The organism is Photorhabdus thracensis, from assembly GCF_001010285.1.
In the GTDB taxonomy this organism is placed as follows: domain Bacteria; phylum Pseudomonadota; class Gammaproteobacteria; order Enterobacterales; family Enterobacteriaceae; genus Photorhabdus; species Photorhabdus temperata.
Window position 1 is genome coordinate 2,746,987 of record NZ_CP011104.1, and the last position, 22,428, is coordinate 2,769,414.

Consider the following 22,428-nt stretch of genomic DNA (forward strand, 5'->3'; position numbering starts at 1 on the left):
ACGGGTGAACGGGTGAACGGGTGAACGGTTACTCTTTCGCTTTCGGCATCTGAGAAACCAAAGACAAATTGACATTGAGCCCTTCTACCTGGAAGTGCGGTACGGCATACAATGTGACCCGGAATAACCCCGGATTATCGTCAATATCCTCAACAATGACGCGCGCTTCGCGCAACGGATGAGACGCCTGCAAATCGTCGGCAGGATCAGTCATCTCCGTCACTAACGTATCGATCCAATTATTCAGTTCAATTTCGAGCAGACGCCGATCCTTAGTGGTGCCGATATTCTCCCGCTGGATCAACTTCAGATAATGGGCAATACGTGACAATAGGAAAATATACGGTAGACGCGCATTGATACGGCTGTTAGCCGTCGCTTGGCTAGTATCGTACAACGCGGGTTTCTGTGTGGAATTGGCCGAAAAGAAGCAGGCGTAATCCCGGTTTTTATAGTAAGAAAGTGGAATAAAACCCAAATTGGCAAATTCAATCTCACGGGTTTCCAAGATCATCACTTCTGATGGGATTTTAGCCTGATGGCGGGTCCCCAGATCGTAGAGATGGATCGGTAAATCGGTAACAGCGCCACCTGCCAGAGGCCCACGGATCTGCACACACCAGCCATTTTTCACAAAGCTTTTGACCATGTTAGCCGCAAAAGCAAAAACCGCGCTGGTCCACAAATATTTATCGTGATTCGGCCCTTTTACCTGTTCGGTATAGTTAAACGTCCGCATCGGCACAGTATCTGGGTCGTATGGCAGACGCCCCAGAACACGCGGCAAAGTCAGGCCGATATAACGGGCATCGTCGCTGTCGCGGAATGCTTGCCACTTGATGTATTCGGCGCGGTCAAAATAGTCACCGATGTTTTTAATCGCGACCACTTCATCCATATTTTTTTTGCCAAAAAAGGCCGGACCCGCAGCAGCAATGAAAGGCATATGCGCCGCGGCTGATACTTTAGCGATATTGCGCAAGAGGACAATATCCTGTGGACTGGCGTCAAACTCATAATTGGCAATCACCGATCCGATAGGTTCGCCGCCCGGCATGTCGAATTCCTGAATGTAAGTGTGGCAATAGAAACCACTCTGGATAATTTCCGGCGCATCATCAAAATCCCGCCGCAGATCATCCTTGGTCACATCCAGCACATCAATTTTAACGTTCTGACGAACATCAGTCCGATCAACCAAAAATTTCAAGCCTCGCCAGGCGGATTCGATTCTCTGGAACGCTGGATGATGTATGACCACATCCAACTGGCGGCCAATTTGGTTATCCAGTTCACCGATATAATGATCCAACAAAGCCTTGTCCAATCGCTTAATTTTACGTGCTGAAACTTTCAACAGATTGAGAAAAACGCTGACCGCCGCAGTCACCCGTTCATCCTCCGTCACCTCAGCCAGCACATCGTTATTCTGAAAGCGGTCGATATCACCCAATCGTTCGATCGGCTGTAAATGGATTTTCTCAAACAACGATTGATAGACACGGCCTTCGGCGTAAATGGTGGTTGCCACCGCAGAAGCCGTTTGCTCTTGTACAGTCATTACATTTCCTTACTTAACTTAAATCAGATCATGCCTTTTCCAATGCCAAAAACCCGTTCAGCCCGCAGTTGAGGAATTTGGCGGGCCACTTGCTCAGGCTCGAAATCGTTTATTCTCTGAAAGGTGAATACGATATTTTCTTCGCTGCCGTTTCCGGCCAGCGTATTAGTACGCAAATCCAATTTAATATTCACACACGATTTGTGGATCGCGTTTTGGAAACTCTGTATCACAAGCGACGCCTCAACAATGAAAAAGAACTCAATAGCATGAGTCATGCCATAATAAATTTCAGGAATGCAAAACCGGATTCAGGTATTTCAGGACAGGCAATTAACCAAGTAGAAAATAAGAGAACACCGACAATACCCACCACAATAAATAACATCATTTACCAAGCAGGCCATTTCCTAACCAATGGCGATTTTCTAAACTCTCTTTTAAAAAATCAAGACATTTTTTTAAAAAAAGTACTTTTTGTTTAAGGCTTGTCAGATATAAAACCCACAAAATGGCGCAAGAAAAAAACAATATATCAACAAAACCTAAACAGATTGGCACCCATCCTCATAAAGAAGTTGTATTTATTTTCATTAAATGATAGCTGATCATCTATTACTCTATAATAGATAGAGTAACTCAGCTATATATTACACTGCCGTACTTTTATTATTTATATTATTTTTCAATCAGGTAAATAATAAAAAGCCACGTTAAAACATCGGTAAAAAAGAGAATGATTATCAATCAATATGTGAGAATGAGAATAGATTCTGTCAGGAAAAATTATAATCTTCATAATATATGACCAAGCATGATAATTATTTTATCGCTTATCTGTGATAATAATGAGTTTAAAACCTAAATACTTATTAGAGAGTTTTTTAGATGTTTCTGCCGTGGATATTATTGAAAATATTTTACGGGCAATAGAGAAGGAGCAGAGGATAATATGACACAGCATAAAGAAAAATTTGACGGTTTAGCTAAAGATTATGATCGCTACCGTCCTCATTACCCGCAGGCACTTTTCCATGAAATTTGCCACTGGCTGCCTAAAGATAGAGCGCTGTCTGTTGTCGATATTGGTGCTGGAACCGGCATTGCTCTCGAAGGGCTGGCAAATCTGCTTGGTCAGCAACACCACTACACGGCCATTGATATTTCGCAGAATATGATCGACATCGGTAAACAGAAACTGCCGTGGGTCAGTTGGTTACATGGCAGTGCTGAACAGCATCTCGCCAATGTGGGTAATCTTGGCCTAATCATGGCAGCACAATCTTTTCAATGGATGGATCGGGAGACGGTATTAAATCTGGTCAGAAACAGTCTGGCAGATAATGGCATCATAGCGATCCTGCAAAATAACCGAGATTACCGGCATAGTGAATTTCTGAATGAGTATGAAAATCTGCTAGAAGAATTAAGCCCTAACTATAGCCGTCACTATCGGGATTTTGATTATGCGCAGGAATTGAATACTGCATTCCTGCATGAAAATGCCCTCCATATTACACTCAATACCCGCTGGAGTATGCCTATTCCCGGCGAAGCATTTATCGGGATGAGTCGTTCATCGACTCAAGTGCAACGTGCTTTAGCTGTCCACGGTGAGTTATTTATCGAAAGATTAAAAATGCTGGTGGATAAATATCAATTTGAGGGGAAATTGGCAATTTTATATGAAAGCCAACTGTTTATGGTTGTTAAGCAGATTAATTCTGGAAACGAATAATGTCAGAAATAGTGATCAGATTCTCTATACCAACTGAGGAAGATATCCAGGGAATATTGGCACTCTTGCAAGACGTTTATCTGCCATTTGTGGCTGATTTTATGCCGACAGCACTGAATGAAACGCCTGTCAGTATTATAGAGAAGTTAATCTATTGGAGAATTGCTAAATATGATAATCAGGTTCAGCTTGTGCCGTAACCACTGCCCCGCCCTGTTGACGTAAACGTGTTATTGCCATAATAACCTCCAATCAATGTGTAACTTTATCTCACATATTGATTGTATCACAAAGTCACACTTTTTTGCTTTAAATAAGGGTCACTACAGAATTAGGAAAAAATAATAGAAAAAACACCAAGAAAACCAGAAGATAATTTCAACCAATTTCTTCATATATCCATCTTCCCCCAAATACTAAAAGTTCGCTTTGCTCTCAATTAGCATTTGGGAAGGAGAATTCCGCCGCTTTGTTAAACTCAAATAATCCGATGCTTCTCTAACTGAACCTGCCGCGCAGCATCACGAGCCATACGTCTCTTACGGGCATCACAAGGTTCTGGGCAATCACACACTTTCTCTACCCCAATGCTGCTTAAACCACCACAGCTCCCTTGTATGCTTTTACGTTTAATCATATAACCCAATGACATTCCCGCAAAAGCCAGCAGGAAAAAGATGAAGGTTGCAATAAATATTTCCAGCATTCCCTTCCCCTCTCATTGATTTTTCTGTAAGTATGGCTCAAAAGCTTTACTATAACGCTCTTCAAAGCCATTTTTTGTTTTTACAATCATAAACACCGGGATATTCAAGCTTTCTGCAACTTTCAATCCTTTTTCCGGCCCTAACACATTCAACCCGGTAGAAAGCCCATCAGCGCTCATGCAAACCGGCGCAACTACAGTAATAGAGACCAGATTGTGCGAAATAGGATCACCTGTTTTTGGATCAATCGTGTGTGAATAGCGCACACCATCTTGTTCAAAATAGTTACGGTAATCGCCAGAAGTGGCAATTGACATATTTCCAGGCGTTATCACTTCCTGAGCACTTTGTTCCATTCCGGTATCAGAAGGCTTTTCAATCGCAATCCGCCACGGCAAATCTTTACCATTATGGCCTGATGTACGAACTTCACCCCCAATATCAACCATATAATCGTTGATATTCTGCGATTCCAGATATTCAGCAACAACATCTACACCATAACCTTTAGCGATAGATGACAAATCGACATACAGCTCCGGCACTGTTTTAATCAGATTATTGCCTTCCACCGCCAGTTTCTCAATCCCCGTCCATTCACGACGTTTTTCCAGTTCACTTTCAGAAGGCGCTTTTGTCACTCGACCTTCAGGGCCAAAACCCCATAAATTAACCAACGGCCCCACCGTTACATCCAATGCGCCATCCGTTAATCTATTAATACGGATCGCTTCTTTGACTACTTTTGCTGTCGCCGGTGATACAGGGAATGGCTTATTAATTTCACGACTTTGATTAAAACGACTCAATTCAGAATCAGAACGATAAGTTGACATCTGGTCGTTAACCTCTTCCAGCAAACGATCAATCTCTTTTTGCAAAATTTCTGGCGAGGGGGCCGACGAGCCAGTGACAAATTTAATGGAGTAATAAGTCCCCATCGTTTGCCCATGAATATTTTGCTGCTCCTGACCATCACATGCAGCCAACAGCAGCACTGCAAACATTAACGCTATCCAGCTACTTATCTTTTTACGCACAATTCATTACCCTTTCTGAACCACCAGCGCCCACAAATTGTGGGCGCCAGTATTAAATCAAACTGTTTATGGCCTATCAGCCACCGAAATCATCCAACATGATGTTTTCATCCTCAACACCAAGATCTTTTAACATCTTGATCACTGCGGCATTCATTACCGGAGGTCCACACATGTAGAATTCGCAATCTTCAGGAGCCGGATGGTCCTTCAAATAGTTTTCAAACAAAACATTGTGGATAAAACCGGTGTAACCATCCCAGTTGTCTTCAGGCAATGCATCAGATAAAGCCACGTTCCAGGTAAAGTTTTCATTTTCAGCCGCCAGTTGGTCGAAATCTTCAGTATAGAACATTTCACGTTTAGAACGGGCACCATACCAAAAGCTGATCTTACGTTTGGAATTCAATCGTTTAAGCTGATCAAAAATATGAGAACGCATTGGCGCCATACCCGCACCACCACCGATGAAAATCATTTCCGCATCAGTATCTTTTGCAAAAAACTCACCGAATGGACCAGAAATAGTCACTTTATCACCGGATTTCAGTGACCAGATATAAGAAGACATAATTCCCGGAGGCGCTTCTGAATCCCTTGGCGGCGGTGTCGCAATACGAACGTTAAGCATGATAATGCCATGTTCTTCCGGGTAGTTTGCCATTGAGTAAGCACGAACTGTCGGCTCTTTCACTTCAGAGACAAAACGGAACAAGTTAAATTTATCCCAGTCTTCGCGGTACTCTTCCGGCACGTCATAATCTGAGTAACGAGCAGTATGTGGTTGAGCCTCAATCTGAATATAGCCACCGGCACGGAAAGGCACGACTTCCCCATCAGGGATCTTCAGTTTCAGCTCTTTGATGAAAGTGGCCTTGTTGTCGTTGGAGATAACTTCACATTCCCATTTCTTAACACCGAATATCTCTTCCGGTAATTTGATTTTCAGGTCCTGTTTTACATTAACCTGACAAGCCAGACGGCAACCCTCTTTCGCTTCACGCTTACTAATGTGGGAAAGCTCTGTTGGCAGAATATCGCCACCACCATCTTTAATCTTTACACGACACTGACCACAAGAGCCACCACCACCACAGGCAGAAGATACAAAAATGCCCTGGCTTGATAACATATTCAGCAATTTATCACCGGCAGGAGCGGTAAAGCTCTTTTCCGGATCACCGTTAACTTCAACTTTAATATTCCCGGTGTTAACTAACTTTGATTTTGCGAACAAAATCAGGGCCGTTAGTACCAACACAATCAGGGTAAACATCACTACGCCTAAAATTATTATATCCATGAACGCTTCTCGCCTTTATAACTGCACACCAGAGAAGGACATAAAACCCAATGCCATCAAACCCGTGGTGACAAAGGTGATCCCCAATCCTTTCAGACCTGCCGGAACATCAGCATATTTCATTTTTTCACGGATAGAAGCCAGCAAAACAATTGCCAACATCCAGCCTATACCTGAGCCAAAGCCATATACGATGGATTCAGAAAAGTTATAGTCACGCTGCGCCATGAAAGAAACACCACCAAAAATCGCACAGTTAACGGTAATCAGTGGCAAAAAGATGCCGAGCGCGTTATAGAGTGAAGGGAAATAACGATCGAGGATCATTTCAAGAATCTGCACTAATGCAGCAATCACGCCGATAAAAGTAATAAAGTTCAGGAAGCTGAGATCAACCCCTTCAACCAATGCACCGTCACGCAAGACAAAGTTATAAACGAGGTTATTAGCAGGAACAGAGATCCCAAGAACCACCGTTACTGCAATACCTAAACCAAATGCTGTCGTGACATTTTTCGATACAGCCAAAAAAGTGCACATACCGAGGAAGAAAGCCAATGCCATATTCTCAATAAAGACGGCACGGACAAACAGGCTTATAAAATGTTCCATGTTGTCAGTTACTCCTTCTCAGCCTGCGCCGGTTTCAAAGTCCTCAGACCCCAAATCAGCATACCAATAATGAAAAACGCGCTGGGTGCTAACAGGAACAAGCCATTAGGCTGATACCAGCCACCATTCTGTACGGATTCCATCACGGTAATACCGAACAATTTGCCGGAGCCAAACAACTCACGCAGAAAACCAACCAGTACCAGAATAACGCCATACCCCAGGCCATTACCGATACCATCCATAAAGCTCTCAATAGGTGGAGACTTCATAGCATAAGCTTCTGCACGCCCCATCACGATACAGTTAGTAATGATAAGACCAACAAATACAGACAATTGCTTGGAAATTTCATAAGCATATGCCTGCAAAATCTGATCTACTACGATAACCAGTGATGCAATAATCGCCATCTGTACAATGATTCGTACACTGCCGGGGATGTAATGACGGATCAATGAGATAAAAAAGCTGGAAAATGCGGTAACCAACGTCACAGCGATTGTCATCACCAACGCAGTTTCCAGTTTGGTTGTTACAGCCAGCGCGGAACAGATCCCCAGAACCTGCAATGCAATCGGGTTATTATCCAATAGTGGTCCAAGAAGGACGCGTTTTATTTCTTTACTATCAGCCATCTTTCAACGCTCCTTCGCGTACTTTTTTCAGGAACGGACCAAAACCGTTATCACCTAACCAGAAATCAAACATATTCTGCACGCCAGCAGAGGTCAGAGTCGCACCAGACAGGCCATCAACACCATAAGGATTATCGGCAGCAGCACCGCCACGGACAATTTTGATCGCCGGATGGCCTTCATCGTTATACAGTTTTTTACCTACCCACTTTTTACGCCATTGTGGATTATCGACCTCACCACCCAGCCCTGGGGTTTCTCCGTGTGAATAATAGGTAATACCGCGGGCAGTTTTGCCATCCACATCAACAGAGATAAAGGCATACATAACAGACCACAGACCAGAACCATAAATAGGCAGAACGATTTCACTGGTTTTACCCTGTTCATCCTTCACCAGATAGATCTCCGCCATCTTGGCGCGACGGCGGATTTTCGCCAGATCCTTCTCAGGAGGTAATGCGATACTGGTATCATCACTGCGCAACGCATCATTCAGGTTAAACTTGCTATGACTCTTTTCAAGCGTTGCCGTATCCAGATTCAGTAATTCAGTTTTAATACGGCTTTCGAACGTTTCTTTAAGTTCATCAACACTCATTTGAGAGGTTAATAACCCGGCGACATCGAGAATGTTACGCTGTTTATCCAGCAGTTTTTGTTCCTGTTGCTGAGATTTCAGCCCTACCGCAGAGCCTGCTACAACAATTGAACAAACGAGACATAGCACAAAAACAACGATAAACGTTCTGCCGATGCTGTCATTATTTTTTGGTTTATCATTAGCCACGGGCTTTTCTCCGCTTAATATTGGCCTGTACTACCAGATAATCAAACAATGGCGCAAACAGGTTGGCGAACAGAATTGCCAGCATCATACCCTCCGGGTATGCCGGGTTAACAACCCTGATCAGAACACACATCACACCAATCAGAATGCCGTACCACCATTTACCTTTATCGGTAAATGAGGCGGATACCGGATCTGTCGCCATAAAAATCATACCAAAAGCGAAACCACCCAGAACCATGTGCCAGTGCCACGGCATAGCAAACAGCGGGTTAGTGTCTGAACCGATAGCATTAAACAAGTAGGAAGTTGCCACCATACCCAACATGACACCAGCGACAATGCGCCATGAAGCAATGCGGGTAAACAGAATGATTGCCCCACCGATGAAAATCATCAGGGTAGAAACTTCACCAATAGAACCCGGAATATTGCCAATAAAAGCATCCATCCAGGTAACAGGCTGACCGGTGACTGTATTGACTAATCCCTGACTACCCCCGGCAGCCCACTGAGACAACGGAGTCGCACCAGAGAAACCATCAGCCGCAGTCCATACCAAGTCACCTGAAATCTGTGCAGGATAAGCAAAGAACAGAAATGCACGGCCAGCCAGTGCCGGGTTCAGAAAATTACGACCGGTACCGCCGAAGACCTCTTTCGCAATCACAACACCGAACGTAATACCCAGCGCTGCCTGCCACAGGGGAATCGTTGGCGGAACAATCAACGCAAACAGAATAGAGGTAACGAAGAATCCCTCGTTAATTTCATGTTTACGGATAACGGCAAACAGCACTTCCCAGAAGCCGCCAACAGCGAATACAACGGCGTAAACAGGCAAGAAGTAAGTTGCACCAAGCAACATTTTACTGCCCCAACCCGTATCCGGTGTCAGTGATGCGCCAAAGAACTGAGCAACACGATAGTGCCAGTCAGATGCCAGCAGCTGTTGCAGTTCTGCGCCACTGTATAAATGATGCAGTGCAGGGATCGCCTGTTGACCAACGTTATACATTCCCCAGAACATTGCCGGGAATACCGCCAACCATACCGTGATCATCATACGTTTTAGATCGATAGCGTCACGGACATGGGCACGGCCAGAAGTCACTGTACCTGGTGTATAGAAAACCGTCGTTATCGCTTCATACAGCGGGTAATACTTTTCTAATTTTCCCCCAGGCTCAAAGTAGTGCTCAATTTTTTCAAAAAAGTTTTTCAGGCCCATGGATCATCCTTCCTGCTCAATCTTAGTCAGCACTTCACGCAGTACCGGACCATATTCATATTTGCCGGGACAGACATAGGTACAAAGTGCCAGGTCCTCCTCATCCAACTCCAGACAACCCAGTGCCTGAGCACTATCGGTATCACCTGCAAGCAGATCCCGCAGCAAATGCGTTGCCATAATATCCAAAGGCATAACACGCTCGTAGTTACCGATTGGCACCATAGAGCGCTCACCGCCATTCATTGTGGTTGAAAAAGCAAAACGCTTATTTTTCAGGAAATGACCAATAGTGGTACGGGTAACAGAAAACTTATCGGCACCCGGCATGATCCAACCAAACAGCTCTTTTTCGCGGCCTTCACGCAAAACAGAAACTAAGGTGTGGAAGCGGCCGAGATAGTGATGAGCATCATCTGACTGCGTACCACACAATACAGAACCTGAAATAATACGGTTTTCGCCCGCTTTCAATTGATCCTGAGTCAACTCAAGCAGGTCTGCACCCAGACAGGTACGCATAAGACGCGGCTTCTCAACTTGTGGTCCTGCCAGTGCAATAACACGGTCAGTATAAAGTGTGCCGGTAGTGAATAACTTACCGATAGCAATCACATCCTGATATCCCAGGTGCCATACCGTTTTAGTCGCGCTGACGGGTTCAATAAAGTGGATGTGAGTTCCAGCAAGTCCCGCAGGGTGTGGACCAGAGAACTGATTATAAGTGATTTGTGCATTATTACCGGCATTCGGCAAGCTTCCTGCGCCGTGGCAAACATGAACTTTACCTTCGGTTAATCTGGTCAGCACATTCAGGCCATCAACAAAAGCCTCTTCCTCGGTAGCAATAACCACCTGTGGATTTGCAGCCAGGGGCTGGGTATCCATTGCTGTTACAAAAATTGCTTTCGGCGAGGAACCGGGAGCAGGGCTTTGACTGTAAGGGCGGGTACGCAGTGCAGTCCATAATCCGGAATCAATCAGATTCTTTTCTGCTTGTTCCCGGGATAACTGAGCAAGTTGGCAACGATCATAACGGTCAAAATCAACCTGCTCGTCTCCAGTTATCTCAATCACAATTGACTGAAAAACACGTCGCTCACCACGATTGATCGCAACTACCTGCCCACAGGCCGGACTGGTGAAAACCACCCCTGGATTCTTTTTATCTTCAAAAAGAATCTGGCCTTTCTTAACATGCTCACCTTCCTTAACCAACATAGAAGGACGCATTCCAACATACTCATCACCCAGCAGTGCTACATGGCGAATCGTCGGACCGTCTTCTATCACTTGAGCAGGCGCTCCTGCAATCGGGAGGTCGAGTCCTTTTTTAATTTTAATCATAAGATTTGCACAAGTTTATCAATTAAATCATATGCTACAAATTACCTGGTGGTAACATAGCCACTCTATAAAAAAACCCTTAAGTCACGAATCGTACCCAGGTTATAATTCTCCGATAATTGTTACGATTTTCTCTTAATCTCAGGGCGGCAATTTTAACATCTCCCTTCTTCGACTGTCTGACTAATCAAGTGATTTAGTTCAAGCAAACAGGAATAATTTTGGCCCTGAACCATTAACAGATCGCAAAAAACGAACTATTGTATCACCTTTCCCGACAACTGATTATTTTTTGATCTCATAATCACTTTGCAGGATAAAACCATCGTTATTATTTTTTATTCACAAAGTCGATCACTCATGGCAATCTTAAGCTAAATTCCAGGTTAGCCCACGACATCTCTATACGGTAGTCACATGAAAAAAACTGCTGCTTTTGCTGCAATAACGTTGTTGTCTTTTAGTTCATCCCTACCTGTCTATGCTCAGGATACTTTAGTTCAACTTAAGAAAAGCTCCCCCACGTCACCCGGCTATCCCATCTTTATCCAAATATTCAAAGAGGAGAGGATACTGGAGCTTTACACTAAAAATAATCATGGAAACTACCAACTGACTAAAAGCTACCCCATTTGCAATTACTCTGGTGGCCTCAGCCCTAAAACCACAGAAGGTGATTTGAAAAGCCCAGAAGGTTTTTATCGTGTAAAAACCAGTCAGCTAAATCCAAATAGTCGGTATTACCGATCTATTAATCTCGGTTTTCCAAATGAATACGATAAATCCAGAGGCTATTCCGGCAACCATTTAATGATCCACGGCGAGTGTAAATCTGTCGGCTGTTACGCGATGACTAACGGTTACATGGATGAGATTTACCATTATACAGAAAGTGCATTATTGCGCGGACAGTATGAAATTGATATCAGCATTTACCCATTCAGAATGACACCGCAGAATATGTTACGCCACCGCTCATCCTCCCATTATATGTTTTGGCTACAATTACAACCGGCCTATGAGTATTTTGTCAAAAATAACCGGCCAACAGCGATTAGCGTCATCAATGGTCAATATACGGTTAACGCAACACCTTATAAATCGCCATCTTTACAGAATCAATCACAATATGCGTTCACCAAGATGAAATAGCGCATAATCACCCGGCGCGATCCGGTTCCAGGACTCATTGCCGGTTAAAGGCTGAGTCACAATGACAGAAACGACATCATCCGGCTTAGTGTGCTGTTGGAAATCAATTTCAACATCCTGATCCAGAAGTTTTGCTTTTCCAAACGGCGCCCGGCGGGTAATCCAATAAAGATGAGTTGAACAATATGCCATCACAAAACACCCATCTGACAGCAGCATATTGAATACACCTTTTTTCCTGAGTTCATCCGCCAGTGAGGCAATAAAACGAAAAACCGCAGGCCAGTTAGAGGGAGTCCTTGGATATTTTTGTGAAAGTTGATGTAAAATCCAGCAAAAAGCATATTCACTGTCAGTTTGCCCGACGGGACGATATTGACCGGTTTCAAGCCGCCGATAACCTCTAAGTTGCCCATTATGGGCATAGGTCCAATTGCGCCCCCACATCTCACGGATAAAAGGGTGGGTATTTTCCAACGCAACATTACCCCGGTTAGCCTGCCGGATATGAGAGATCACCACTCTGGATTTAATCGGGTACTCTTGTACAAAACGGGCAACAGGTGAATGGCAACCTGGTTGATGATCTTTAAATGTGCGACAGCCCCGCCCCTCATAAAAAGTGATCCCCCAACCATCTTTATGGGGTCCGGTATGACCGCCACGCTGAATCAGACCACGTAAACTAAAGCAGATATCTGTTGGCACATTTGCACTCATGCCAAGTAACTCACACATTGCCCACCTCTGTAGCCTGTAAAATCAAGCTTTAACCATCTCTTTTTCGATAAGTTGAATCAGGATATGAATCACTTTGATATGAATTTCCTGAATACGATCTGCATAGCCAAAATGTGGGACACGAATCTCCACATCAGCCGTTCCTGCCATTTTGCCGCCATCTTTACCTGTCAACGTAATCACTTTCATACCTTTCAAGCGGGCAGCTTCAACGGCCTTAATAATATTGCCGGAATTACCGGAAGTAGAGATACCCAGCAAAACATCTCCTGCTTGCCCGACCGCTTCCACATAACGGGAAAAAACGAATTCATAACCAAAATCATTACTGACGCAGGAAAGATGACTCACATCAGAAATTGCAATCGCCGGATAACCGGGGCGATTTTCGCGATAACGGCCTGTCAATTCCTCCGCGAAATGCATCGCATCACAATGCGAACCACCATTACCGCAAGACAGTACCTTGCCACCCGCTTTAAATGAATCAGCCAGTAATACCGCTGCTTTCTGAATCGCTTCAATATTTGCATCGTTACTTAAAAACTTTGCCAGCGTATCCGCGGCCTCACTCAATTCACTACGGATCAGGTCTTGATACATAGGTTCCTCACTTCAGTCAGGTAATCTTTAATGTTGCTCCAAAGGGCAGTTTACCGGATCAAGGGTATCGAAAGAAGATAACATCACATTTCCGGAAAATTAATCTGCTCGCGATCTCCATCAGTTTGTGAGCTGTATTGTAATTAAGATGTAAATATATTGATAAAAACAGATTACTGGTCTAAAAAGAAAGGAACATCACAACAGGTCCGACCTCTGATGACTTACCCTGAGATTAACCAGGAGCTTTTATTATGACCACATTGAGTATTGTTCTATTCTTAGTATTAATTGGGATGCTTTGCTACCACAAAGTTAATCTCAATCTCAGCAGCCTGCTGCTTCTTGTCTATACCGTCCTGATGGGTGCTATTGATGCATGGAGCTACTGGATTTTACTGCCAATGGCCATCATTCTGTTCCCGCTGAATTTTTCGCCAATGCGTCACTCCTTACTTTCCGCTCCGGCATTGAAAGCCTTTCGTAAAGTGATGCCGAGCCTGTCCCGTACCGAAAAAGAGGCCCTTGACGCCGGTACTACCTGGTGGGAAGGTGATCTGTTCCGGGGTAAACCTGATTGGAAAAAATTACATGACTATCCAAAGCCTCAGTTAACCGCTGAAGAACAAGCATTTTTGGATGGACCGGTAGAAGAAGCCTGCCGCCTGACCAATGATTTCCAGATAAGCCATGAACTTGCTGATTTACCACCTGAATTATGGAACTACCTGAAAGAACACCGCTTCTTTGCCATGATTATTAAAAAAGAATATGGCGGCCTGGAATTTTCAGCTTATGCGCAAGCTCAGGTATTGCAAAAACTGGCAGGTACTTCCGGCATTCTGGCCATCACCGTAGGTGTACCTAACTCCCTTGGCCCAGGTGAATTATTACAGCATTATGGCACCGACGAGCAGAAAAACCGTTATTTACCCCGACTGGCCCGTGGTGAAGAGATCCCTTGTTTCGCTCTGACCAGCCCGGAAGCCGGTTCAGATGCCGGTGCTATCCCAGATACAGGCGTGGTTTGTATGGGAGAATGGCAAGGCGAACAAATTCTGGGTATGCGTCTAACCTGGAACAAGCGTTACATCACCCTTGCCCCTATCGCCACCGTACTTGGCCTGGCTTTCAAACTCTCTGACCCTGACCATTTACTGGGTGATACAACAGAATTAGGCATTACCTGTGCATTGATCCCAACAAATGTACCGGGAGTCGAAATTGGTCATCGCCATTTCCCACTGAACATTCCATTCCAGAATGGTCCGACTCGCGGTAAAGATATTTTTGTACCAATCGACTATATCATTGGTGGACCAAAAATGGCCGGACAAGGCTGGCGTATGCTGGTTGAGTGTCTGTCTGTTGGCCGCGGCATCACCCTGCCGTCAAACGCAACCGGTGGTTTGAAAAGCGTTGCCATGGCGATTGGCGCATACGCTTATATTCGCCGTCAGTTCAAAATGCCAATTGGTAAAATGGAAGGGATTGAAGAGCCACTGGCACGCATTGCCGGTAACGCCTATCTGATGGACGCCGCTTCAACGCTTGCTACAACAGGTATCATGCTGGGCGAGAAACCCTCCGTGTTATCAGCTATTGTGAAATATCATTGTACTCACAGAGGCCAGCGTTCGGTTATTGACGCAATGGATATTGCTGGTGGTAAAGGTATTTGCCTTGGCCCATCCAACTTCGTTGCCCGCGCTTATCAGGGCGCACCTATCGCCATTACCGTTGAAGGCGCTAATATTCTGACCCGCAACATGATTATTTATGGTCAGGGGGCTATTCGCTGTCATCCTTATGTACTTGATGAAATGGCCGCGGTTGAAAATAACCGTATTAAAGATTTTGATAAGGCATTGTTTAGCCACCTCGGTCACGTTGCCAGTAACCTGTTACGCAGCTTCTGGCTTGGCCTGACCAATGGCCGCACCAGCAGCACACCGGTTAATGATGCAACCCGCCGTTATTATCAACAATTAAACCGTCAGAGTGCTAACCTGGCTCTGTTATCAGATGTGGCAATGGGGGTATTAGGTGGCAGCCTGAAACGCCGTGAACGTGTCTCTGCCCGTCTTGGGGATGTTTTGAGTCAAACGTATCTGGCTTCAGCGACCTTGAAACGTTATGAAGATGAAGGTCGCCAGAAAGACGATTTACCGCTAGTACACTGGGCCGTTCAGGATAGCCTGTATCAGGCAGAACAGGCGATAGACAACTTACTGCGTAATTTCCCAAACCGTCTGGTTGCAGGTCTGATGCGCGTTATTGTCTTCCCATTAGGACGTGTGCATTCAGCGCCATCTGACCATTTAGATCACAAACTGGCGCAGCTCTTACAACAGCCTTCAGCTACCCGTGATCGTATTGGCCGTGGTCAGTATCTGACACCAAACGAACATAATCCTCATGGATTATTGGAAGAAGCTCTGCACGACATTATTGCCGCAGAACCGATTCATGCCCGTCTGAGCCGCGAAGCTGGCAAACGCCTTGGCTTTACTGGCCTGGATAAACTGGCAGAACGAGCGCTGGCAGAACATAAGATTACACCAGAAGAGGCGGAAATTCTGAAACGTGCCGAAGCAAACCGTTTACGCTCTATTAATGTCGATGAGTTTGAACCGGAAGCGCTGGCTGTTCCTGTTCAGGACAAAAAACTAAAAACGAAAGCGGCCTGATGCTGACGGCTGAAAAAGAGTAAAAACTAATCACGGGGCGATATCCCAGGGTATCGCCCCGTATTTTATGACAAGGATACCTCTTCCAATGCTAATAACTCTTCAATCGTTTGACGACGGCGGATCAATTGAGGTTTGCCATTAATAAACAGTACTTCGGAAATAAGCGGACGACTATTGTAATTAGAAGACATTGACGCACCATAAGCACCGGTATCATGAAAAACCAGATAATCGCCAACCTGAACAGGTGGCAACATTCTTGGCGCAACCCCACCACCCTCTACCTGAGTGAAAACATCACCTGATTCACATAACGGACCTGCGACTAATGTTTCCTGCAATGGATGCTGTTCAAGCTGATGCCCATCAGCAGGCAAAACCGAAATATGGTGATAACTGCCATACATCGCTGGACGCATTAAGTCATTGAATCCCGCATCCACCAGCACATAATGACGGCTCCCCATCTGTTTAACAGCCCGAACTTCTGTCATCAGAATGCCGGATTCTGCAACCAAAAATCTCCCTGGTTCAATTTCCAGCTCAACGCTATGACCTAAATATTGCTCAATTCTTTTACGGGCATCATCCCACAACCCAAAATAGTGAGCGATATTGATCTGTTCATCTCCCTGCTGATAAGGAGTAGATAAACCACCACCGGCTGAAATTGCCTGAATATCTTCACCGCAGAGAATAACCTGTTCAACCATAGCATCGCATACACTCGCAAGGTGTTGATAATCAACACCAGAGCCGATATGCATATGCAAACCAAGCAATTTCAATCCATAGTGTCGTATTTTCTCAATTGCCAGTGAGAGATCCTGATACCAAATACCATGTTTGCTGTTTTCACCACCAGTATTCGTTTTCTGGCTATGACCATGACCGAACCCAGGGTTAATCCGCAACCATACCGGATGCCCTTTTTTACATTGACCAATCTGCTCCAGCATATCAATAGAACCCGCATTCACTGGAATATCCAGTTCGGTTACCTGTTTAAGCGTTGGCATATCTATCAAATCAGCGGTAAAAACGATCTCTGCCATTTCTTGGCCTGGACAAAACCCAGCCCGCAAAGCACGCTCAATTTCACCCAGTGAAACTGCATCAACTTTCACACCATACTCACGCATAAGACGCAAAATATGAGTATTAGAGCAAGCTTTCTGCGCAAACCGAATCACATCAAACTGACGTAACATCCTGATTCTTTGGATAATCATTTCGCTATCATAAACCCATAACGGAGCGCCATAAGTTTCTGGCAGACAGCTCAGATTTTCTGGTATCAGACCAGAACGACTATTGCGGATAAAGGTGTTCATCAGGGTTTCTCTCACAAAATCAGCAGATAACCCATTATTGGCAGTAAAAAACAGGAATAAAAATATCTGTTTCGCTATAGTCTATTCATCTGTGATATAGAGTTACCAACTGAAGGAGTCATCTATGTCTGCTTGTTCATGGCGCCATATTGAAATATTCCATGCGGTAATGACGGCAAAAAATCTGACAGAAGCGGCGGTTTTATTACAAACTTCACAACCAACGGTCAGCCGGGAATTAGCACGATTCGAGCATCTGATAAAATTCAAACTGTTTGACCGGGTAAAAGGCCGCTTGCATCCGACAGCACAAGGATTACGCCTTTTTGAAGAAGTTCAGCGCTCCTATTATGGACTTGAAAGAATAATGAATGCGGCTGACAGTATCCGGAAATTTCAACACGCTCAACTTTCTATTACCTGCCTGCCGGTATTTTCACAATCCTTGTTACCTAAAGTTTGTCACAACTTTACCCGTCAATACCCTGAGGCTAATCTAACCATCATTCCACAGGAATCACCGCTATTGGAGGAGTGGCTCTCAGCTCAACGTCATGACCTTGGCCTGACCGAACATTTGCAAACACCACCCGGTACACAAAGAGAAACACTGATCACGCTGAATGAAATTTGTGTATTGCCTGCCGCTCATCCGCTCAGTCATAAATCATTACTGACTCCTGAAGATTTCAGTGGACAAAATTTTATCAGCCTTTCGATAACAGACAGCTACCGTCAACTTATTGATGGAATCTTCGTAGAGCACCATATTAACCGCCGAATGATTATGGAAACTCACAGTGCCGCATCAGTCTGTGCAATGGTACGGGAAGGTATCGGCGTTTCTATTGTCAACCCACTGACCGTGCTCGATTATCTGGACCACCACAGCGAAGCTGAAATATGCGCCCGCCCGTTTAGTATTAACATTCCTTTTACTGTCAGCTTGATCAAACCCATTCACCGCCCTTCTTCCGCCCCAGTCGATACTTTTATTGAACACCTGAAAGCACAAATTGCCCTGTTTCCTCAGAAATTGAAGTCAGCTTTTCAGCATTAACTTTTGCCAGTACGGAGAAGAAGCAAACCATTTCACCAAAAAGTCCAGTAATGTCCTGAGCGTTGCCGGCATATTTTGACGACTGGCATAAATACCATAAATACCCATGGCCTGAGATTGATATTCCGGCAACAACTGAATCAGTTTTCCTGATGCCAGATGAGAAGCAACAGAATAATAAGGTTGCATAGCGATTCCCGCACCTTGCAATGTTGCTTCCATTAAGACAACAGATTCATTGGCGCTCAAAGTGCCACTAACAGGAACAGAATATTTTTCCCCCTGACGTTCAAACAACCAAAGACTTTTACCAAAGAAGTTATAAGTCATACAGTTATGCAATGCCAAATCAGCAGGCTTATGAGGGATAATTTTTCCTGCCAGATAGGAAGGAGCAGCACAAACAACAGAGTGGCAAATCGATAACGGTCTGGCAATCAAATTCGGTTCCAGATTATTTGTGATCCGTAACGCCAAATCTATCCGCTCTTCAACCAGGTTGATTGCCCTATTACTCATCTGCATATCAATAGCTATCTGAGGATAAATTTGCATAAACTCAGGAATAGCCACAGACAGGGCGCTCATTGCCAAAGACTGAGAACTGCTTATCCGCAAAAGACCACTCAACTCTTGAGCGGCTACTGGCTGATGGATCGGTATCTCTTCCGCCAATTGCAACAGCTTACGACTGCGCTGATAGGCGATCTCTCCTGCCGATGTCAGGTTAATCTTTCTGGTTGTACGATGTAACAAACGTACTCCCGCCCATTTTTCCATTTCAGCCAAATAGCGCGACACCATTGCCCGCGACATATCTAACCGTTCCGATGCGGCAATCATGCTCCCTTGTTCTACAATTATAGTGAACACTTGCGCAGCAGTGACTCTATCCATTAATTAGCTCGATTTATGCAACAAATAATTGCCAATTATGCGGTTTTTCCATCGAAAAACGCAACTTATTATAAGCCCCATTGACACAACATCAGGAATTCAATCATGACTCGCAAAACAACATTAAATATTGCGCTGGCTGGTATCCTTTTTTTAGGTACCGTTTCTCTGGCACAAGCCGCTAATCTAAAACTGGATGTTTATAATCCAGGTGAAAAAAGCATATTTCCCGTCTCTTCTGAAATCATTAGTGGTGATAAAGAAGTTGTACTGATCGATGCTCAGTTCCAAAAAAATGATGCTGAAGCACTGGTCAAAAGAATTAAGGATACCGGCAAGAAACTGACAACCATTTACATCAGTCAGTCCGATCCTGATTTCTACTTCGGTCTCGATGTCCTGACCAACGCGTTCCCTGATGCAAAAGTTATTGCATCGCCAGAAACAATCAAAGAAATCACTAAGACTAAAGATGGCAAATTGGCTTATTGGGGAGGTGTCCTGAAAGAACAGGCACCCAAAAAAGTTATCGTGCCGCAACCACTGGAAGGTAACACTTTTACAGTTGATGGTGAAAATCTGATTGTCGAAGGTCTTGATGGCCCCGCAGCTGACCGTACTTTCGTTTGGATACCAAAACTGAAAGCTGTAGTCGGTGGCGTCACCGTTTCAGGCAACATTCATGTCTGGATGGCAGATACACAGACTAAAGCATCCCGTAAGAATTGGATGCAGACGTTAGATCGTATAAAAGAGCTGAAACCGACAATTGTGGTTCCGGGACATTTTATCGGTAATACACCAATGATATTAGAATCCGTTACTTTCACGCAAAAATACCTGACTATTTTTGAGAAAGAATTACCAAAAGCGAAGGATTCAAAAGCGCTGATAGCAGCAATGGAAAAGCACTATCCAAAACTTGGAGACAAATCCAGCCTCGAACTGAGTGCCAAAGTGCTGAAAGGCGAAATGAAGTGGCCTCAATAAGTCAATTAACTATTTTTCAGGAATAAGTAATATGCCCGGAACGACTCTGCATTATATCTATGATCCACTATGTGGCTGGTGTTATGGCGTTTCTTCTCTCATACAAGCAGCAAAAGAGGTCGCAAATGTGAGAATTGAATTACATGGCGGCGGAATGCTGACTGGTGATAACAGACGCCAAATCGACGGCACATGGCGTGACTATATCCTTAATCAGGATAAACGGATCGCAAGCCTTACCGGGCAAGTTTTCAGCGAGCAATATGTTGCATTGTTAAACGACAAATCACTGATTATGGATTCATTACCACCAATATCAGCCATTCTTGCAGCAGAAAAGTTGGCTGGTAAAGGTGTCGAAATGTTACTGACGGTACAAAAAGCGCATTACGTTCGTGGATTAAAAATCAGCGAAACTGAAACATTATTGAATTTAGCAAATGAATTACAGCTTGATTCAGAACAGTTCCAGCAAGAGCTGACACTGAATAATGAATCAGAACGTCTCCAGCATATCAGGAACAGCCGTGAACTATTGGCAAAAGTTGGCGGCTCAGGTTTCCCTACCTTTATTCAGGAAAATGACAGAAACGAGCTATCTGTCATTTCTCTTGATAAATATCTGGGACAACCAAAACGTTGGCAAGATGCTCTGATTCACTCTCAGTTTTAATACCACAACTGTGACTGCTCCCCGCCGTAAAAAACGGCGAGGCTTCCCACTTCTCAGGCCGCAACCGTCTTTATGACGGATTTACGCTGGCCTCCGTGGGCAGAGACGACGAGCCCCGCCGCCTGTAATTCTCTCGTGCCCTTGCTCTGGATGTTGAGCGCCGCATTGATATCGCGGTCATGTTCGACTCGGCAGAAAGCGCATGACCAGATCCGCTTATGCAGCGGCATTTCCGGCACTTTGTGACCGCAACAATGACAGGTTTTCGAACTGGCGAACCACTGATCCAGTTTCACCAGGTGGACCCCCGCTGCTGCGGCTTTGTATTCCAATTTCATCAGGAAACTATTCCAGCCCGCATCCCCGATAGCGCGGGCAAGGTGGTAATTCTTCATCATGCTGGCCGATTTCAGCGTCTCAACAATTATCGCTTGGTTTTCGTCAACCATTGTTCGGGAGAGTTTGTGTTGAAAATCGGCGCGGGCATTGGCTATCCGCTCATGGACTGCCGCCAGACGTAATCGGGCCTTGCTACGGTTAGCGCTGCCCTTTTGTTTGCGGGACAGCGATTTCTGCTTTCGACGCAGGTTACGGGTGGCGTTGATAAGGTGACGCGGGTTATTGACCTTCTCCCCGTTCGACTCAATAAGATAGTGGGACAAACCCATATCGCAACCGGTCACGCGGGTGATAACGCCCGGCTTTTCCCGCGCATCTTTTCCATCGTCACACAGGATAGCGGCGAAATACTTTCCCGTGGCGGTTCGGGACAGCGTAATGCTCTTCACTTCCCCTTCAATTTCTCGGTGTATCCGCGCCTTTATCGGTGACAATTTCGGGAGCTTCACCGCACCCTCCAGCACTTTCACCCCAACACAGTGATAGCTCGATTGCTTGCCCTGTTTGCGTTTGAACGTGGGAAATTGGGCGCGCAACTTCGGATTGAAGAAATTATCAAACGCAGTATGCAGATTGAGCACCGCCTGTTGTAACGCGAGAGCGTCATATGCCTTGAGCCAGGCGTACTTGCGGGATTTCTTCGCGACCGCCAGGAGCGGTTTGAGGTCTTTGCGCGGATTTAAACTCACGCCGTGACGTTTGTAAGCCTGCTTTTTAATGTGCAGCGCCTTGTTGTACGCAAAACGGACCGCACCGAACTGGCCATTAAGATACTCGGCCTGTTCGGGTGTGGGGTAGAGGCGGACTTTGGTCGCTCTTAACATATTCAGCGCTCATTGATAAAGTGCATTCATTTTAGCCTGTTTTACCGGCAGATATCAATTCAGTCAGGATACGTCGCAGTAGCCCGCCTTAAAGC

Annotated in this window: 22 protein-coding genes and 1 pseudogene; 8 read left to right on the forward strand and 15 right to left on the reverse strand. The window is 45.0% G+C overall.

Features of this window, described 5'->3' with window-relative positions:
- Positions 1 to 28: 28 nt before the first annotated feature.
- Positions 29 to 1,561: a type VI secretion system contractile sheath large subunit gene (gene tssC / locus VY86_RS11875; protein WP_046975083.1), complete on the reverse strand. Its 1,533-nt coding sequence runs from the start codon at positions 1,559 to 1,561 to the stop codon at positions 29 to 31.
- A 59-nt stretch (positions 1,562 to 1,620) separates the two neighbouring features.
- Positions 1,621 to 1,728: pseudogene (locus tag VY86_RS26525) on the reverse strand (type VI secretion system contractile sheath small subunit); the annotation flags it as partial.
- A gap of 48 nt (positions 1,729 to 1,776) precedes the next feature.
- Here VY86_RS26525 and VY86_RS24760 point away from each other — a divergent pair.
- The 3 genes from VY86_RS24760 (at position 1,777) to VY86_RS11890 (ending at position 3,499) form a co-directional block, all read left to right on the forward strand.
- Positions 1,777 to 2,046, forward strand: coding sequence for a hypothetical protein (locus tag VY86_RS24760; RefSeq protein ID WP_162200362.1), 270 nt, complete (start codon positions 1,777 to 1,779; stop codon positions 2,044 to 2,046).
- Between the two features lie 467 nt (positions 2,047 to 2,513).
- Positions 2,514 to 3,299, forward strand: coding sequence for a class I SAM-dependent methyltransferase (locus VY86_RS11885; protein ID WP_046975085.1), 786 nt, complete (start codon positions 2,514 to 2,516; stop codon positions 3,297 to 3,299).
- A complete protein-coding gene (locus VY86_RS11890; protein ID WP_046975086.1) occupies positions 3,299 to 3,499 on the forward strand; it encodes a hypothetical protein in 201 nt (66 codons plus the stop codon). The genes VY86_RS11885 and VY86_RS11890 overlap by 1 nt, the downstream gene beginning before the upstream one ends.
- 278 nt (positions 3,500 to 3,777) lie before the next feature.
- Here the strand turns inward: VY86_RS11890 and nqrM are convergent, their stop codons facing one another.
- The 8 genes from nqrM to VY86_RS11930 form a co-directional block, all read right to left on the reverse strand.
- Positions 3,778 to 4,005: a (Na+)-NQR maturation NqrM gene (gene nqrM / locus VY86_RS11895; RefSeq protein WP_046975087.1), complete on the reverse strand. Its 228-nt coding sequence runs from the start codon at positions 4,003 to 4,005 to the stop codon at positions 3,778 to 3,780.
- Between the two features lie 12 nt (positions 4,006 to 4,017).
- The gene (locus tag VY86_RS11900; protein WP_267481199.1) at positions 4,018 to 5,013 is read right to left on the reverse strand and encodes an FAD:protein FMN transferase; all 996 of its coding nucleotides are present in this window, start codon (positions 5,011 to 5,013) and stop codon (positions 4,018 to 4,020) included.
- A 109-nt stretch (positions 5,014 to 5,122) separates the two neighbouring features.
- Entirely contained in the window at positions 5,123 to 6,349 is a 1,227-nt protein-coding gene (nqrF, locus tag VY86_RS11905; protein ID WP_046975089.1) for an NADH:ubiquinone reductase (Na(+)-transporting) subunit F, read from the reverse strand.
- Positions 6,350 to 6,364: 15 nt separating this feature from the next.
- Complete coding sequence (nqrE, locus tag VY86_RS11910; RefSeq protein WP_021322987.1) at positions 6,365 to 6,961, reverse strand: NADH:ubiquinone reductase (Na(+)-transporting) subunit E; 597 nt, start codon at positions 6,959 to 6,961, stop codon at positions 6,365 to 6,367.
- 8 nt (positions 6,962 to 6,969) lie between these two features.
- Complete coding sequence (locus VY86_RS11915; RefSeq protein WP_021322988.1) at positions 6,970 to 7,599, reverse strand: NADH:ubiquinone reductase (Na(+)-transporting) subunit D; 630 nt, start codon at positions 7,597 to 7,599, stop codon at positions 6,970 to 6,972.
- Positions 7,592 to 8,389 (reverse strand): Na(+)-translocating NADH-quinone reductase subunit C, encoded by a 798-nt coding sequence (locus VY86_RS11920; protein ID WP_046975090.1) that lies wholly within the window; start codon positions 8,387 to 8,389, stop codon positions 7,592 to 7,594. Before VY86_RS11920 ends, VY86_RS11915 begins: the two co-directional genes overlap by 8 nt.
- On the reverse strand, positions 8,382 to 9,620 hold the full coding sequence (locus VY86_RS11925; protein ID WP_046975091.1) for an NADH:ubiquinone reductase (Na(+)-transporting) subunit B: 1,239 nt from the start codon (positions 9,618 to 9,620) through the stop codon (positions 8,382 to 8,384). The genes VY86_RS11920 and VY86_RS11925 overlap by 8 nt, the downstream gene beginning before the upstream one ends.
- A 3-nt stretch (positions 9,621 to 9,623) precedes the next feature.
- Positions 9,624 to 10,967, reverse strand: coding sequence for a Na(+)-translocating NADH-quinone reductase subunit A (locus tag VY86_RS11930; protein ID WP_046975092.1), 1,344 nt, complete (start codon positions 10,965 to 10,967; stop codon positions 9,624 to 9,626).
- A gap of 417 nt (positions 10,968 to 11,384) precedes the next feature.
- Here VY86_RS11930 and VY86_RS11935 point away from each other — a divergent pair, with 417 nt between their 5' ends.
- Positions 11,385 to 12,119: a L,D-transpeptidase family protein gene (locus tag VY86_RS11935; protein ID WP_046975093.1), complete on the forward strand. Its 735-nt coding sequence runs from the start codon at positions 11,385 to 11,387 to the stop codon at positions 12,117 to 12,119.
- Here VY86_RS11935 and VY86_RS11940 read toward each other — a convergent pair.
- On the reverse strand, positions 12,090 to 12,857 hold the full coding sequence (locus VY86_RS11940; protein ID WP_046975094.1) for a class II glutamine amidotransferase: 768 nt from the start codon (positions 12,855 to 12,857) through the stop codon (positions 12,090 to 12,092). The genes VY86_RS11935 and VY86_RS11940 overlap by 30 nt on opposite strands.
- 24 nt (positions 12,858 to 12,881) lie before the next feature.
- A complete protein-coding gene (lpcA, locus tag VY86_RS11945; RefSeq protein ID WP_046975095.1) occupies positions 12,882 to 13,463 on the reverse strand; it encodes a D-sedoheptulose 7-phosphate isomerase in 582 nt (193 codons plus the stop codon).
- A 254-nt stretch (positions 13,464 to 13,717) separates the two neighbouring features.
- Here lpcA and fadE point away from each other — a divergent pair, with 254 nt between their 5' ends.
- Positions 13,718 to 16,153 carry an acyl-CoA dehydrogenase FadE gene (fadE, locus tag VY86_RS11950; RefSeq protein ID WP_046975096.1) on the forward strand — a complete coding sequence of 812 codons (2,436 nt, stop codon included), beginning with the start codon at positions 13,718 to 13,720 and terminating at the stop codon, positions 16,151 to 16,153.
- Positions 16,154 to 16,218: 65 nt separating this feature from the next.
- Here fadE and lysA read toward each other — a convergent pair whose 3' ends face one another.
- Complete coding sequence (gene lysA / locus VY86_RS11955; protein WP_046975097.1) at positions 16,219 to 17,490, reverse strand: diaminopimelate decarboxylase; 1,272 nt, start codon at positions 17,488 to 17,490, stop codon at positions 16,219 to 16,221.
- 124 nt (positions 17,491 to 17,614) lie between these two features.
- Between lysA and VY86_RS11960 the strand changes: the two genes are divergently transcribed.
- Entirely contained in the window at positions 17,615 to 18,550 is a 936-nt protein-coding gene (locus VY86_RS11960; RefSeq protein WP_046975098.1) for a LysR family transcriptional regulator, read from the forward strand.
- Here VY86_RS11960 and VY86_RS11965 read toward each other — a convergent pair.
- Positions 18,533 to 19,447 carry a LysR family transcriptional regulator gene (locus VY86_RS11965; RefSeq protein WP_046975099.1) on the reverse strand — a complete coding sequence of 305 codons (915 nt, stop codon included), beginning with the start codon at positions 19,445 to 19,447 and terminating at the stop codon, positions 18,533 to 18,535. The two genes, VY86_RS11960 and VY86_RS11965, sit on opposite strands and share 18 nt — an antisense overlap.
- A gap of 105 nt (positions 19,448 to 19,552) precedes the next feature.
- On the opposite strand from VY86_RS11965, the gene VY86_RS11970 reads away from it, so the two are divergent.
- Both VY86_RS11970 and VY86_RS11975 read left to right on the forward strand, forming a co-directional pair.
- Positions 19,553 to 20,437, forward strand: a complete 885-nt coding sequence (locus VY86_RS11970) for an MBL fold metallo-hydrolase (protein ID WP_046975100.1) — start codon at positions 19,553 to 19,555, stop codon at positions 20,435 to 20,437.
- 31 nt (positions 20,438 to 20,468) lie between these two features.
- Positions 20,469 to 21,110 (forward strand): DsbA family protein, encoded by a 642-nt coding sequence (locus tag VY86_RS11975; protein WP_046975101.1) that lies wholly within the window; start codon positions 20,469 to 20,471, stop codon positions 21,108 to 21,110.
- 53 nt (positions 21,111 to 21,163) lie between these two features.
- Here the strand turns inward: VY86_RS11975 and VY86_RS11980 are convergent, their stop codons facing one another.
- A complete protein-coding gene (locus VY86_RS11980; RefSeq protein ID WP_046975102.1) occupies positions 21,164 to 22,333 on the reverse strand; it encodes an RNA-guided endonuclease InsQ/TnpB family protein in 1,170 nt (389 codons plus the stop codon).
- Between the last annotated feature and the right edge of the window lie 95 nt (positions 22,334 to 22,428).